Genomic DNA, 14,165 nt, shown 5'->3' with positions numbered 1-14,165 from the left:
CATGAGCCCGCCGCCGGACCCGACGCCGGGCCGACGATCCGGACCGCACCTGCCACTGCGTCCCCTGTGGATCTGTCGTCGGTGCGGACATCCCTGGCCGTGCGGGGCCGCCCGGTTGACTCTGCTCTCCGACTACCGGGACGACCGGATCGCCCTGCGCGTCTATCTTGGCGCGGCGCTCTTCGCCGCCACCGCTGACCTCTACCGGTTGAACCCCGAACCCGGCCCCGACCCCACCGCCCTGTTCATCCGATTCCTCCACTGGGCCCGCCCGCACTCACCGCCATGAACGGACGGGCGATCTCGCGGTCGAACCGAGGGCGACAGGTTGATCCGGCCCGGCGGTGCTCGTCGGCGCCCGGCCCATGGGCCGGGGGTGCCGGTCGTGGATCCGGCCCGGGCCCGAATCGCTCCGGCCCCGTCTGGGCCCGGATCGCTCCGCCCCGCCTGACCCCGTCCCACCCGGTGGCCGCCGGGCCGTTCGGCCGCCGGACCGGCGTCGAGCGCGGGCGATGTTTCCGCCGGCCGGCGGTCCGGCCGTGCTGTTCAGCACCGTCGGTACGGAACTCGGCGCGGTTCGGGCACACCTCGACCCGTTCGACACCTAAGCGATCTCATCAAACAATTCGACGAATGTCGATGTAATTTCCCCCTAGGGCCGATGCACAGGGCTGGCGCACCCGCCACACTCATCATGTGGCCTGGCTCACATAGTTGCCGCATCAATCCCGCCCGGACGCGGTGACTCGGACCCGGCCCACTGAACGGCTCACGCCTAGGGAGGCCCTACGCATCGGCGCCGGGGAGGATGCCGTGCACACGGAGGCGGCGCGCGAGCGTCCGATCGGGGTGGCGATCCGCTCTGGGCGCCGGCTCTTCCGCGATGCGCTGGCGAGTTGGCTCAGTGGACAGCCGGAGTTCTTCATCGTCGGTCATGTCGCCACGGACGACGACCTTCTGCAACTCTGCGCGCTGCTGAGACCCGACATGGTGCTCTTCGATGTCGGACCCGCGATGTACGGCGCGCTACCCGCCCTCCGCCTGCTCCGCGAGCGATGTGCGAGGGTCCGGATCGTGGTGATGTACGACCATCTCTCCCCGGCCGAACTGACCGCCGCCCGGCAGATCGGCGTGGACACCCTGGTACCGAGCTCACACGGCCTGCCGGCCCTGCTGATGGTGCTGCGCCGGGAGGCGGAGTCCCTGCGGGCCCGGCCCGACACCCAGCCGGCGAGCGGGGAGTCCCTGACCGACCAGGAACGGGAGATCATCGCCCTGATCGGCGCCGGGCACACCGTGCAGCGCATCGCCGACCTGATCGCCAGCACGCCCTGCGCCGTGGAGAACAGCAAGCGGCGGATCTATCACAAGCTCGGGGTCGCGAGCCAGAGCCAGGCGGTAGCCCGAGCGGCGGCACTCGGGCTGGTCGTACCCGCTGGCGCCGCACCGTCTGCCGGACCGGCCACCGGCGCCGGCCCGGGTACCTCGGATGACGGCTCCGCCGGAGCACGGCCCGACCTGTCGACACACCAGTCCGAAGGCCGGTTGCCACAGCTCAGTGCCCGGGAGGCCGACATCCTCCGGTCCATCGCGATGGGCCACACCGTACGACAGACCGCGCGACTGCTCGACATCGCGGAGAAGACGGTGGAGAACACCCAGGGGCGGCTGTTCCTCAAACTCGGTACCCGCAACCGGGCTGGTGCGATCGCCGCCGCGTACGCGCTCGGCCTGCTCGACCAGGTGTCGGACCCCGGCCCCGACTGACTCCACCCGGCCGTCCTGTTCACCCGGTTCCTCGGCTTCACCCGGTTCCTCGGCCGGGCCCGCCCGCGCTCCCCGATGAGCGGGCGGGTCCACGGTCGACAGTGCGACACGCCTCGCGTCGTCAGCCGGAAACCTTCGCCCTCCGGGTGTCGTCGGCCACCGGCGCCTCCGATCCCGGCTCCGTCTCCCGATCCGCTTCCGCCTGCCCGACCTGCACGGCCTGGAGATCTGCCGGGCGCTGCCCGCCGGTAGCAGCGGGGACGTGCTGGCCGTCACCTCGGCCCGGGATCTCGCCATGGTCCGGGCCGCCGTCGCGCTCGGGGTCACCCACTACCTGCTCCAGCCATTCACGTTGGCCGCGTTTCGGGACAAGCTCGAGCGGTACGCCGAGTATCGCCGGCAGTCCCTCGCCGGTGGCGCGGTGGCGGCCCAGCACGAGGTGGACCGGAGGTTCGCCACCCTGCGCGGCGCGGACGCCGACACGCTGCCCAAGGGACTCGGCGCGGAGACCCTGGATTCGGTGCTCGCCGCGCTGCGGGCCGAGCCGGGCTGTCCGCCACCGAGGTCTCGACCCGGGCCGGCATCTCCCGGGTGACCGCCCGGCGCTACCTCGAACACCTGGTCAGCATGGGGCGGGTGAGCCGGAATCCCGGATACGGCGCGCCCGGGCGCCCGGAGATGGAGTGCCGGCCGAGGTAGACCGCCGCTTCCGAGCAGTTCGGTCCGACCGGCGGACCGGGCTGGCCACGCCGGAACCGTCATATTGGCACATAGCCGGGCATGTACTCCCGTAGGGTGACGGCATGCCTGCGGTGCCCTGGTGGGCCGTCTCCTCGTCCGTGGCGGCCCCGGTGCTGCTGATCGTCGGATGGACCATCGCGGCCGTCCGCCAGCCACCCGGGTACGACTGGCTTGGCGACACCATCAGTTCGCTCTCGTCGTACGGGATGATGGACCGTCTGATTCTGACCGGCTGCCTCGCCGGGCTCGGGCTGGCGCACCTGGTGACCGCGATCGGCCTGCGTCCCGTCCCGCTCGCCGCCCGGGTGCTGTACGGCTGCGGCGGCGTGGCGACCGTACTGGTGGCGGCGGTACCCAAGCTCGACGGCGACAGCACGCCTCCGGCGCACGGGATCGCCGCCGTCGTCGCCTTCGTCGCACTCGCGGCCTGGCCAGGGGCGGCGGCGCTCGCCGTCATCCGGCGCAGGCGCCTGCGCCTGCGCCGCGCGCCTCCGGGCTCCGCCGCCGTCCGGGACCTGCCCTGGGTACTGCGCCCGCCGGTCGGATTCGCGGCGAGCGTGATCATGCTCGCCCTCGGACTGTGGCTGGCCCTGCAACTTCCCGACGGCGGCACGGCGGGCCTTGCCGAGCGGATGACCGCCGGTGCCGAGGTCGTCTGGCCGCTGGTCGTGGTGCTTACCCTGGTCCGCCGGACCCGCCACCACCCGTCCGAGCGCCGCGCGCCCACCTGACCAGTAGCCGCCGCATCACGCCGTCGGGATCCGGCAACGGACGGGTCGTCCGACCCGGACGACCCGTCCGCTCCGGACGGCCATGATCGGCGTGATCAGGAGGGGGTGGTGCCGGCGATCGCCGACGACCGACCGAGGGGAACCTGATCACGCCGATCATGGGAACCGGTCAGCTCAGTAGACGCTGACGCCGTACGCGTTGAGCGCCTCGACCACCGGCTGGAAGTACGTGGTGCCGCCGCTGGTGCAGTTGCCGCTGCCGCCCGAGGTCAGGCCCAGCGCCGTGTTGCCGGCGAAGAGTGGTCCGCCGCTGTCGCCGGGCTGGGCGCAGACGGTGGTCCGGATCAGGCCGGAGACGGTGCCGCTGCCCTGGTAGGTGACGGTGGCGTTGAGCGCGGTGACCCGGCCGCTGCGCACCTGGGTGGTGCTGCCACTGCGCTGCACCGACTGGTTGACGGTCGGGTTGGCGGCACCGGTGATGTCCCGGGTGCCGCTGTACAGCCAGACGTCACCGGGCTGCTGCGCGGTGCTGTTGTAGCGGACGATGCCGTAGTCGTTGCCGGGGAAGCTGCTGCCGGCCCGGGTGCCGATCACGGAGCCGCCGGAGCTGGCGGACCAGTTCGCCCCGGCGTTGGTGCAGTGCCCGGCGGTGAGGAAGTAGTAGGTGCTGCCGCTGCGGACGTTGAAGCCCAGCGAGCACCGGCTGCCGCTGGTGTAGATCGCCTGGCCGCCGGAGATGGTGGTGCTCAGCGTGCCGGGGACCGCCTGGACCCGTACGGCGCCACCGAACTTGGCCGCCACCGCGTTGACCTTGGCGAGCTTGGCGCCGGTGACGGTGCTGTCCACGTCGACGACGACCTGGTTGCTGACCGGGTCGACGTACCAGGCGGTGCCGGGGATCCGGGCCGAGCGGTACAGCTCGTCGGTGACGCCGGCGAGTTCGGCGGACCCCCGGGCGACGACCTTGGCGGTCGCGCCGGCAGCCCGGACCTCACGGGCCGCGGCCTCGTCGGTCACCGTGACGACCATCTTGCCGCCGGCGTCCAGGTACGTACCGGCGGAACGGGCACCGAGCCGCTCGGACAACGCCGTCGCGGCTTCCGGCGAGGCGGCCACGGCCGGCGCGGCCTGCGCGGGCACGGACACCAACAGCCCGGCGACGAGGGATCCGGCCGCGAACGTCACGGCGGCGACGCGGATCGGGGACCTTGTGGGTCGCATATGGAGCCTCCCATGGGGGGTTTGGAGGTTTCTGCGCCGAGTTGGCACATCCTTAACGAGTATTCAGACATCTAAGATCATGAACAAGATGCTTAGCATATCGGCTGGTAGAGGACAGATGCCTTATGGTTCGACGCGTTGTGGCGACTGAGGTCGGTCTATATGATTCGCGCACCTCAGCTGGCCAAGGCAACCGTGATCCGGAGGCCGCCCATGTCCGCCGTCCGTCGTACCGTCACCCTCCTGTCCACGCTCCTCGTCTCCGCCGTGCTCGTCACCACTGTCGGGATCAGCCCGGCAAGCGCCGACCCCGGCCCACCCCCCAACTCGATGGCCAGCATGGGTGACTCGATCACCCGCGGCTTCAACGCCTGCGGCTGGTACGTTGACTGTCCGTCCCGATCGTTCAGCACCGGCGACGACGCGTCGGTGAACAGCCACTACCTGCGCATCCGCGCCGTGAATCCGGCGATCAACGGCCGCAACCACAACGACGGGCGGTCCGGCGCCAAGTCCGCGGACATGGCCGGGCAGGCCGGCACCGCCGTCTCGCAGGGCGTCGACTACGTGACGATGCTGATCGGCGCGAACGACGCCTGCACCAGTTCCGAGTCGAGCATGACCTCGGTCGGCACGTTCCGGAGCAACATCGACGCGGCGCTCGGCCGGCTGAAGTCCGGCCTGCCGAACGCACGGGTGTTCGTGATCAGCGTGCCTGACATCCAGCGCCTGTGGTCGGTCGGCCGGGGAAGTGTCGCCGCCCGTTCGGCCTGGTCACTGTTCGGCATCTGCCAGTCGATGCTGGCCAACCCGACCTCGAACGCCCAGGCCGACGTCGACCGCCGCAACCGGGTACGGCAGCGGGTGGTCGACTTCAACACGCAGCTCGCCCAGGCCTGCGCCGCGTACGGGTCCAACTGCGCCTTCGACGACAACGCGGTGTTCAACTTCCCGTTCGCGCTCGGCCAGTTGTCCAGTTGGGACTACTTCCACCCCAACGCGTCCGGGCAGCAGGCGCTCGCGAACATCTCCTACGGCGCCGGCTTCCCCTGGTAGTCCACGGCTGCGACGCCGCCGGAGACCTCTCCTGCGGCGTCGCCCGGACACCGACCCCGAACGATCCCGGCTCAGGTGTGGATACGCGCACCTGGGCCGGGACGTGGCGCGACGTCGCGCGGGGAGGTCACCTCGTGGCCGACCGCGCAGCGCAGTACCACCCGCACCTCGGCCTCACAGTCCCGGTGCACCGTGGTCAGCGGTGACCCCTCCGGGTCGGCGAGGTAGCGGTCACCCCATTCCAGCACCGCCACCAGTACGGGCCACAGGTCGAGCCCCTTCGTGGTGAGTCGGTACTCGTGCCGGACCCGGGCACCCGGCTCCCGGTACGGCTCGCGGCGCAGCACGCCCTGCTCGACCAGCATCGTCAATCGGTCGGTGAGCACCTGACGGGGAATCTGCGTGCGCCTGCGCATGTCGTCGAAGCGTCGGACCCCGCTGAACACCTCACGGAGCACGACGACGGTCCAGCGTTCGCCGAGGATCGCCATGGCGCGCGCGATCGTGCAGTTCTCGACCGACCAGTCCAGTGCCTCGGGTGCCGCCATCCCGACAGGCTAGGTCTTATTGACAGACTCAGCAACCGCTGGGAAGCTGCGTCCATGACCGAGACGCAGCCCGACACCCGTAACCGCACCTTCTCCTGGTCCGATCCGGCGGAGGGCGTCGCCCACCTCGGCCGGCGCGGCGGGCTCGAACTGCTGCGCGCGATGATCGCCGGCGAGTTGCCCGCCCCACCGGTCACCGACCTGATCGCGATGGGCCGAATGACCGCCGACGAGGGCCGGGTGTCGGTCGAGATGACGGCACAGGAGTTCCACTACAACCCGCTCGGCACGGTGCACGGCGGCGTGCTGTCGATCCTGCTGGACACCGCCGCCGCATGTGCCGTGCACACCACCCTGCCGGCCGGAATGGGCTACACCTCGCTGGATCTCAACGTCAAGTTCCTCCGCCCGGTGACAGTGGACAGCGGACTGCTGCGCTGCGAGGGCACGGTGCTGCAACGAGGCCGCCGGACCGCGCTGGCCGAGGCGAAACTGACCGACGGACGCGGCCGTCTGGTCGCCCATGCCACCTCGTCGTGCCTGCTCTTCGAGGCCCCGGTGGCTCAGCCCGACACCCCGGCCCCGGCGGCTCAGCCGGCCGCCACCGGCCGGTAACCGACCAGACCGTCGCCGGCCGCCACCACCAGGAGATCGGGCCGGGCCACGAGATCCGTCACCGTGGCGCCGAGTTCGATCCGCTGACCGGGCGACGTGACGTCCCCGAGTGGATGCCACCGCAGCACGGTACCGTCCGCGGCGACCAGCCAGCCGGTCCCGGCGGCCCGGGTCACGGCCAGCGAGCGCACCGGCCCGGTGGCGGTCATCAGCACCGCCGGTTCGGGCAGGGCCGGATCGACGTACTCCTCCGCCTGCCCGGTCCCGATCAGGTCCGTCCGGCCCGAGCCGAACCCGTCCGGATCGGCGTGCACCAGGTCGGTCAGGTCGACGCTGCGGACCTGGCCGTTGCGTCCCCCACTGAAGACCAGGCCGCGCCCGTCGACCGTCGCGACCGCGACCGCGTACGCGGCACCACCATGACCGTCCAGGACCGTCCGCACGCTCCGCCCGGACCGCGCGTCCCACAGCCGTACGGTGTCGTCGTCGGCGGCGCTGAGTACCACGGGTACCCCAGCCACCTCCCCGATCGTGACCGCGTGGACCCGGCCGGAATGCCCGGTCAGCGGGCCGGTCACCCGGCCGGTCTGCACGTCGAGCCGGAACAGCACCTCCCCGGCGGCCAGCAGCAGCACCCATCGGCCGTCCACCAGCCCCGATGCGAGCGGGCCCGGCGCACCGTCCGGGCCGACGGCCGGACACGGCAGGGGCACGCCGATCCGGGTACCCGTGCCCGGGTCCCACACCTCGATCGTGTCCAGCCCGATCCGGACCAACGACGGCGGATGTCCGGGCACGACCAGCACCGGCGCGGCCGGCGACCCGTCGAGTGGTACGTCGACCTCGACGCCGCGCGTCGGGTCGAGGCCCCGGACGGCCTGACCGGCGAACCCGGCGAGCACGACGGGGCGGCCGGCGACCTCGGTGATCGCGAGCCGGGTCGGACCTGGGACGTCTTCGGGCCGCTCGGCGCTACGGCTTCCGGTCGGTGCCTCGCGGCGGAACGGGTAGGGCCGTTCCGGATCCCACACCCACACCAGGCCGGCGGCGTCACCGGTGACCAGCATCGGCCGACGGGTGATCTCGGCGGCGATGGTACAGGTCGGTGCCGCCTCGTACGGATAGCGGAACGCCTCCCCGACCTGCGTACCGGACTCGGGCAGCCAGGCCCGTACCGTGGAGTCGTCACCGCTCCACACCACCGGACGGTCCCCGAACCGCCCCGCGACGACCGAGTTGACCTGACCGGTGTGCGCGGAGAACACCGGCCCGAGCGGCATCCCGCCGGGCACCTCCCAGACGCGGGCCAGTCGCCCGGCGGCACCGAGCAGGACCCCCTGTCCCTGCCAGTCCGCGAACCGCAGGACGTTCACCAGGCCCGGCACCTCGAACGCGTACTCGCCGAGCGGCTCCCCGCGTACGCCCTCACCGTCGGCCGGATCGGCGACCAGGCGCCAGAGCGTGATCCTGCCGGTGCCGGTGCCGGCCGCCACCATGGCGTCGTCGCCGCTCTCCGTCGCGGCGAGTACGGCGACCCGCTCCGCACCGACCCGCAGCGAGCCGACCCGCTCGCCCCCGTCCGCCGCCAGCGACCAGACCTGAAGGGTCGGCGAGCCGCCGGTCAACACCGCGTAGGGCCGACCGGCCAGGGTGACGGTGCCCAGGGAACGGACGTCCCCACACCACCGCCGCCACCGGGAACGGCCGCTGTCGAGGTCGCTCACCTGTAGATAGCCCGATCCCGCGCCGGACACGATCATCAGTTCGCCGGCTATCCGGACGGTCGCACAGATGCTCGCGTGGGCCCGCTCGTCCACCGCGCCGACCAGTCGCCCGTCCAGGAGGTCGAGGACGACCCGGGCCCCGGCGTAGCTGGTGACCAGCGCGTGCGGTCGGCCGGTCCGGTCGTCCGTGTAGCCGACCAGTTGGGTGACCCACGCCGGCACCGGCTGGTACGGCCCGGGGCGGGCCAGCCCGGGGTGGGGACGGGGACCGTCCCGCCCCCAGGTCCAGCCCGGCTGCCAGGACCAGCCGGATCCGCCGACGGTCCGCACTCCGGGACTGCCGGCCGTGGCCCAGGCCCCTCCGCCGGTCATCGGTGGAGAGCGGAGGCGGAGGCGCGATCATCGAGCAGCGTCGCATCGACGAGCATGGTTCGGCAGTTTAGTCCGGATGGCGCCGGTGTCGGACACGCCGGCAAGGACCGGCATCACCGGCAGGACCGACATAGCCGATTCGACCGGCACAACCGCCAGATCCCCCGGCCCGTCCCACTACCGCAGCGGCACGTGGCCGAGCCGGTCCGAGGCGAGCTTCACCCGAGAGCGCCCCCGCCGTAGCAGCTTGCGAGGCGGTGCAGAGCGTGCTCGTTGGCAGCCCGCACGTGCTCGTGCAGCAGTTCGACCCCGACGTACTCGTGACCAGCGTCGGCGGCCCAGGACATGTGCCCCAGGTGATGGAACTTGTCGGCGATCTCTCGCGGGAACGACCTCCAGGGTAGTTCTCGCTGCTGGATCCTCTCGAAGAGCACCGCCGCCGTGTCGTAGAAGGCTGCCGAGCCGTAGCCGTCGAAGGCGGACGGATCCAGCACCGGGTCGAGCTCCCGCGCGTGCCAGCGACGTTCCTCGTCCGGGTCGCCGAAACGCAGCACCGACCGGAACGGCACCCGCAGGGACCGGAACACGTCGGTACGGAGCAGCAGGAGGTACGTCGCCAGGCGTGGCTGGACGGGGAACCGGGCCGGCTCGTACTCCCCGACGGCAGCCAGCCCTTCCCGCTCCGCCAGATCGACCAGGTCGGTCAACCATCCGGTGTCGAGGAACTCCACGTCCGAATCCAGGAGCAGGAAGTACGGGGTCTCGACCTTGGTCACGAGCCAGTCCAACGCGGTGGAGTGCCGGCACAACTCCTCGTCGCTGGGCACCCGCACGTCGATCTCGGTCCGGACCCGCTCCAGCAGGGACCGCTGCCGATCCGGAAGTTCCTCGGCGAGCGAGTCCAGGCCGGCCGCCAACCGACGGATGCCCCGGCGGACGCGGGCCACGTCGGCCTCCGCCAGCCGCTTCCGCTCGTCGAGCGACCAGACGGTGACCCAGTCGAGGCGGCGCAGATCTTCCAGGGTGCCATCCACGGAGCCGTTGTCCGCGAGCAGAACGCGGACCGGTTCGGGTGTATGGCGCCGGAACGAGGCGTAGGTCAGGCGGGTCGCGACCCGCGCGTTCCTGGTCGCTCCGATGACCGTCACGGTCATCGCCGATCGCACCGCCCCTCCTTCCGTCGGGTGTGCCCGTTCGGTCAGAATCCGAATGTCGTCCGCAGGTCCGCCGCCGCACGGTCCGGGACCAGCGAATCGAACAGCTCCAGCCGCGCCGTGATCTCGTCGGCTTCGCCCGGCGACAGTCCCGCGCGGGGGGCCTGCTCACGCCGGCTCGCCCACGAGATGAGGAACACGGCGGCCAGCTTGGCGCCGTCGATCGTCTCCATCAGGTCACGTCCCAGCAGCCGGGTTCGGTACAGGCCGTCCGCGGAGACCTCGTCGCTGCGCCGGTCGAGCACCGAATAGAGATAGACCAGTTCCTCGACCCTCGCGCCGACGGCTTTTCGTAGCACGTCACGCTCGTCGATCCAGAGCAGCGCCGTACCGATTCCGAGTGGTCCGTAGAGGCCGTGGAGGAGCCCTGCCGCACAGACGTCCGGCTCGGCGCCCCAGTTCCGCAGGACGGCGTACGTGCCGGCGAGGTGGGCACAGAGCGGACGAGGCTTGGCGCGGTGGTCGGCGGAGCGCACGTGGCGACCGGCATGGGGAACGCTGCACGCGCCCAGGCGTTCCAGGACCCGCATCAGGTGGCGGGGCAGGGGCGTCCTCTGATGGTCGTGCGGCACGGACTCCCAGCCGGGGTCCACGGTCCAGTATCCCGTCACGATCGAGTACCGGCTTCCGCTGCGTACCGGGGTGACCGCGTGGAGGGAACGGTCGGACAGCTCCATGAGCACGGCGCGGTCGTGGCTGTGGGCGATCCGCACCGCCGCGTCGGACGGATGTTCGGAGCGTAGGAGAGTCAGTTCTCCCCCGACCACCGGCGCCGTGGGCGAGGCGACGGAGATGACCGCCCGATGGGTCTCCGTCACCCCGTGCGGCATGTCGGTGTGCGCTCCGATGTACTGACCCCGCACCAGCTTGTGGGCGCTGATCTCGACTCGTCGACGATCGATACAGACGTCGAAGGTCTGCTCCAGCACCCCGGCGAGCCGCAGGAGAGCGGACCTGATGCGGACCCGATCGCAGCAGATCAGGTCCAGGATGTTCGTGCACCGGTACTGGGTGTAAAGATCGTTGCTCTCCACCACCCACGACGCATCCTCGGAGAGCCAGCGCAGGAGTTCACCCGACTCGGCCTCACCCAGCACTGCCTCCAGCACCGCATGCGGGTACGGGTCCTCGACCAGCCCCGCCCCGACCCGGTCGTCGCCGTCCTTGCTCAGGGTGGAGACAGGAGCGGCACCGTGGTCGTCCGGCCGCCCACTCACCGGTCCCACTCCCAGGCCGGATGCGCGCGTACGTGCCGGATGAACTCGGCCTGACCGCAACAGCCGATCAGCGGCTCAGGATCATGGCGGGCCGACATGTACGTCTCCATCGGACATCCGCCCTGGCAAACGGCGACCTCAGGGCATGTTTGCAGGGCCGCTTCCTCGTCGGCACGCTCAGCCATGATCGTCATCATGTTGTGGCTCCGCCGAATGGCCGGGAAGTCCTGGCTCAGGATGCTGCCCCACTGGTACTTCGGGTCACCGAGCAGATAGCAGCAGTGATTGACATCGCCATTCGCCTCCACGGTGTAGAGGTTGCCGATGCAGTTGCCGCCGTAGGTGCAGGGCAGGGAACCAGGAACTCTGGCCAGCCGCTGTCGGACGGTATCGATCTCCCGGATGCCGATCCGCCTGTCGCCGCCGGCCCGCCACCGGTCGTACAGGCCGATCAGGAACTCGGTCCGCTCCTTCGTCGTGATGTAATGCGCCACGGCGGTACCCGGCGGGGCATCCGGCTGCGGGTCGGGCATGGCGAAGTTGACGCCGTAGCTGTCGATCCCGACGTCGACCATGAAGTCGAAGAGCGCCTCCGGCCCGAGAGCCAGCGTGCTGCGGTCGATCACGGCGATCACCCCGACCCCGAGCCCCTCCGACCGCAGCACCGCATAGCCGCGCAGCGCGCGGTCCAGGGTGCCCCGCCCGGCGGCGTCGAGGCGGTGGCGGTCGTGCATCTGCCGTGGGCCGTCCACGCTGATGCCGACCTGCCAGTTGTGCCGCCGGAACAGGTCCACCCACCGCTGGTCGATGTTCACCGCGTTGGTGTGGATGGAGTTGACGACCGTCTGGCCGGGTCGGCGCAGCCGTGCCTGCACCACCATGACCTTCTCGAAGTACTCGGTGGGGACCAACGTCGGCTCACCGCCGTGCCACAGGAATTCCACTGCCTGGTGTTCCCGGTCACCCAGCGCGGCAGCCGTCATGCGAGCGGCAACCCGGAACGGCATCCGTTGCTCCGGACCGGATCGCCAGTCGTAGCAGTAGGAACAGCGCAGGTTGCAATGGCGGGTGACCTTGACGATGAGTCCCACGTTGCGCGTCACGCCAACTCCTTCGGCAGGTCAGGCACTCGTCGTCGCGGTCCGGACCCGCGGTACCGGCGGGTTTGCGCGGATGTGCGCGATGAGGTCACGGAGGCCGCAGCAATCGGTGCGATAGCCCTCGTGGTGCTCCCGTGCCGTGGCCCGCACATGCGGGCACCACCCGTGGCAGACGCTGAACTCCGGACACGAGCGCAACTTGTTCCGCTCCCCGGCATGGGTCGCGGTCCGGATCCGCAAACTCGGGTTCTGCCGCAGCGTGGCGAAGTCGTCGGTGGTGATGTTTCCCCAGCGGTACCGGGGATCCTCACCGAAATAGTCACAGTGGTAGACATCGCCGTTCGGCTCGATCCGGAACACGATCCCGAAACACCGGCCGGCCAGCGTGCAGGGTCCGGGCCGGACACCGTGCAGCGAGTCGACGAGAGCCGCCAACTCCCGGATGTGGATCCCCGGGTCACCGTGGCTGCGCCACTGGTCGTACAGGCCGACGAGAAACGCGGCGGATTCGTCGGGGTCGACGTAGTGGCGGCGATCCACCGCCCCCACATCGGGCGCGAGGGCCTCCGGCATCACGAAGTTGAGCCCCACGAGCCGCGCACGGTGTGCCACCAGGAAGTCGAACAGCGCTGCGGGACCCGCCTCCAGCCCGGCCCTGTCGACGACGATCCCTATCCCGGGTTCGATACCGTGGTCCCGCAGCCGCGCCAGGCCTTCGAGGGTACGGGCGAGCGTGGGCCTTCCCGCCCGGTCGACGCGGTACCGGTCGTGCACGTCGGCCGGCCCGTCGATGCTGATGCCCACGTCGAAGCTGTTCTCGGCAAGGAATTTCGCCCATTCCGATGTGATCAGGGTGGCGTTCGTCTGGATGACGTTCCTGACCAGCTGCTCCGGGCGTCTGAAGCGATCCTGCAGATGCAACGCCTTCTTGAAGAAGGTGAGCGGCAGCAGCGTCGGCTCACCCCCGTGCCAGTCGAAACCGACAACGTCGTGATCGGCTGGAGTGAGCGTACGAGCCAGGAGCCGGGCCAGGGTCTCGAACGACATGGTGTTGCCGGCACCCGCGCGCCAGTCGTAGCAGTAGGAGCATCGCAGATTGCACAACCGCGTCGCCTTGACGATCAGTTCGACCGCGGTCACGGCGGCCCCCCGAACTCCACCTCAAGCGCCCGGACCAGCCTTTCTTCGTCCTCGTCCAGCAAGTCTTCCCGCCGCACCCGGACCCGGTCGAGCGGGTCCGCGTGACGCCACGCCAGGGTCAGCAGAATCGCCCGCTCCTTCTCGGAGAGAGCCGCCTTTCCCCACTCCGCCAACTTCTCGGCCAAACTTGCCGCGGTCTGACCGTCGGGCCCGGCCTGACCCATCCCGATCTCACCGTTCATGCGACCGGAGGACGCCGCTGGATGAACCTGACCCAACTGGGGCCGGCCGATTTGATATAGAGCCGCTTGTCGACGGTCTCCTCCTGGCGGAACCGGCAGAGCAGACTCTCGAGTGGCACGCCGATGGTGAACTGGCTGAACTCGAAGCCCTCCTTCTCAGCCGGCACCACGCCCTGGATCGTCTCCGGCGGCGTCAGCATCGCCTGGAGCAGGATCTTTTCCCGGTCGTCGAGTCGCCCGCTCCACTCTTCCATCTTGCGGACGAACGCCTCCACCTCGTCCCTCGAGATGTACCTTGCCTCTTCGGTCACCATCAACTCCTTGTAGGAAGCCACGAGGATCTCGGATCCTCGATGCTGCGGGCACCCGAGCCGGACAGGGCGGCGGCGGATACGAACGGTCTGCCGAAGACCGATCATCCGTACGGGTGACAGCGGAGCCCCGTTGAGTCACCGGTTCGAAGGCAGGCAGCTCGTC

16 protein-coding genes are annotated in these 14,165 nt (G+C 70.5%); 7 read left to right on the top strand and 9 right to left on the bottom strand.

What is annotated here, in order from left to right; genetic code table 11:
* Positions 1-115 precede the first annotated feature (115 nt).
* The 5 genes from ACFP2T_RS44550 (at position 116) to ACFP2T_RS44530 (ending at position 3,239) form a co-directional block, all read left to right on the top strand.
* Positions 116-289: a hypothetical protein gene (locus ACFP2T_RS44550; RefSeq protein ID WP_377433228.1), complete on the top strand. Its 174-nt coding sequence runs from the start codon at positions 116-118 to the stop codon at positions 287-289.
* Positions 290-813: 524 nt separating this feature from the next.
* Positions 814-1,767, top strand: a complete 954-nt coding sequence (locus ACFP2T_RS44545) for a response regulator transcription factor (protein WP_377433226.1) — start codon at positions 814-816, stop codon at positions 1,765-1,767.
* Between the two features lie 262 nt (positions 1,768-2,029).
* Positions 2,030-2,362 carry a response regulator gene (locus tag ACFP2T_RS44540; RefSeq protein WP_377433225.1) on the top strand — a complete coding sequence of 111 codons (333 nt, stop codon included), beginning with the start codon at positions 2,030-2,032 and terminating at the stop codon, positions 2,360-2,362.
* Positions 2,317-2,466, top strand: coding sequence for a helix-turn-helix domain-containing protein (locus ACFP2T_RS44535; RefSeq protein ID WP_377433550.1), 150 nt, complete (start codon positions 2,317-2,319; stop codon positions 2,464-2,466). The genes ACFP2T_RS44540 and ACFP2T_RS44535 overlap by 46 nt, the downstream gene beginning before the upstream one ends.
* Before the next feature lie 104 nt (positions 2,467-2,570).
* Positions 2,571-3,239: a DUF998 domain-containing protein gene (locus ACFP2T_RS44530; RefSeq protein WP_377433223.1), complete on the top strand. Its 669-nt coding sequence runs from the start codon at positions 2,571-2,573 to the stop codon at positions 3,237-3,239.
* Positions 3,240-3,413: 174 nt separating this feature from the next.
* Here ACFP2T_RS44530 and ACFP2T_RS44525 read toward each other — a convergent pair whose 3' ends face one another.
* A complete protein-coding gene (locus tag ACFP2T_RS44525) occupies positions 3,414-4,460 on the bottom strand; it encodes a S1 family peptidase (protein WP_377433222.1) in 1,047 nt (348 codons plus the stop codon).
* Positions 4,461-4,673: 213 nt separating this feature from the next.
* Here ACFP2T_RS44525 and ACFP2T_RS44520 point away from each other — a divergent pair, with 213 nt between their 5' ends.
* Positions 4,674-5,516: an SGNH/GDSL hydrolase family protein gene (locus ACFP2T_RS44520; RefSeq protein ID WP_377433221.1), complete on the top strand. Its 843-nt coding sequence runs from the start codon at positions 4,674-4,676 to the stop codon at positions 5,514-5,516.
* Between the two features lie 71 nt (positions 5,517-5,587).
* Here the strand turns inward: ACFP2T_RS44520 and ACFP2T_RS44515 are convergent, their stop codons facing one another.
* Positions 5,588-6,064, bottom strand: a complete 477-nt coding sequence (locus ACFP2T_RS44515; RefSeq protein WP_377433220.1) for a winged helix-turn-helix transcriptional regulator — start codon at positions 6,062-6,064, stop codon at positions 5,588-5,590.
* A gap of 54 nt (positions 6,065-6,118) precedes the next feature.
* Here ACFP2T_RS44515 and ACFP2T_RS44510 point away from each other — a divergent pair, with 54 nt between their 5' ends.
* On the top strand, positions 6,119-6,679 hold the full coding sequence (locus ACFP2T_RS44510) for a PaaI family thioesterase (RefSeq protein ID WP_377433219.1): 561 nt from the start codon (positions 6,119-6,121) through the stop codon (positions 6,677-6,679).
* Here the strand turns inward: ACFP2T_RS44510 and ACFP2T_RS44505 are convergent.
* The 7 genes from ACFP2T_RS44505 to ACFP2T_RS44475 form a co-directional block, all read right to left on the bottom strand.
* Positions 6,655-8,775: a WD40 repeat domain-containing protein gene (locus tag ACFP2T_RS44505; RefSeq protein WP_377433218.1), complete on the bottom strand. Its 2,121-nt coding sequence runs from the start codon at positions 8,773-8,775 to the stop codon at positions 6,655-6,657. The two genes, ACFP2T_RS44510 and ACFP2T_RS44505, sit on opposite strands and share 25 nt — an antisense overlap.
* A gap of 218 nt (positions 8,776-8,993) precedes the next feature.
* Positions 8,994-9,941, bottom strand: coding sequence for a glycosyltransferase family 2 protein (locus ACFP2T_RS44500; RefSeq protein WP_377433217.1), 948 nt, complete (start codon positions 9,939-9,941; stop codon positions 8,994-8,996).
* Positions 9,942-9,973: 32 nt separating this feature from the next.
* Positions 9,974-11,206 carry a 2OG-Fe(II) oxygenase gene (locus ACFP2T_RS44495; protein WP_377433216.1) on the bottom strand — a complete coding sequence of 411 codons (1,233 nt, stop codon included), beginning with the start codon at positions 11,204-11,206 and terminating at the stop codon, positions 9,974-9,976.
* A complete protein-coding gene (locus ACFP2T_RS44490; RefSeq protein ID WP_377433214.1) occupies positions 11,203-12,309 on the bottom strand; it encodes a radical SAM protein in 1,107 nt (368 codons plus the stop codon). The genes ACFP2T_RS44495 and ACFP2T_RS44490 overlap by 4 nt, the downstream gene beginning before the upstream one ends.
* 18 nt (positions 12,310-12,327) lie before the next feature.
* Entirely contained in the window at positions 12,328-13,446 is a 1,119-nt protein-coding gene (locus tag ACFP2T_RS44485; RefSeq protein WP_377433213.1) for a radical SAM protein, read from the bottom strand.
* Complete coding sequence (locus ACFP2T_RS44480) at positions 13,443-13,688, bottom strand: hypothetical protein (protein ID WP_377433212.1); 246 nt, start codon at positions 13,686-13,688, stop codon at positions 13,443-13,445. Before ACFP2T_RS44480 ends, ACFP2T_RS44485 begins: the two co-directional genes overlap by 4 nt.
* Positions 13,685-14,023: a hypothetical protein gene (locus ACFP2T_RS44475; protein WP_377433211.1), complete on the bottom strand. Its 339-nt coding sequence runs from the start codon at positions 14,021-14,023 to the stop codon at positions 13,685-13,687. The genes ACFP2T_RS44480 and ACFP2T_RS44475 overlap by 4 nt, the downstream gene beginning before the upstream one ends.
* Positions 14,024-14,165 lie beyond the last annotated feature (142 nt).

The organism is Plantactinospora solaniradicis (assembly GCF_042658085.1).
Classification (GTDB): Bacteria; Actinomycetota; Actinomycetes; order Mycobacteriales; family Micromonosporaceae; genus Plantactinospora; species Plantactinospora solaniradicis.
The sequence above is the reverse complement of the archived record's forward strand: the minus strand, read 5'-3'. Positions and strand labels throughout refer to the sequence as shown.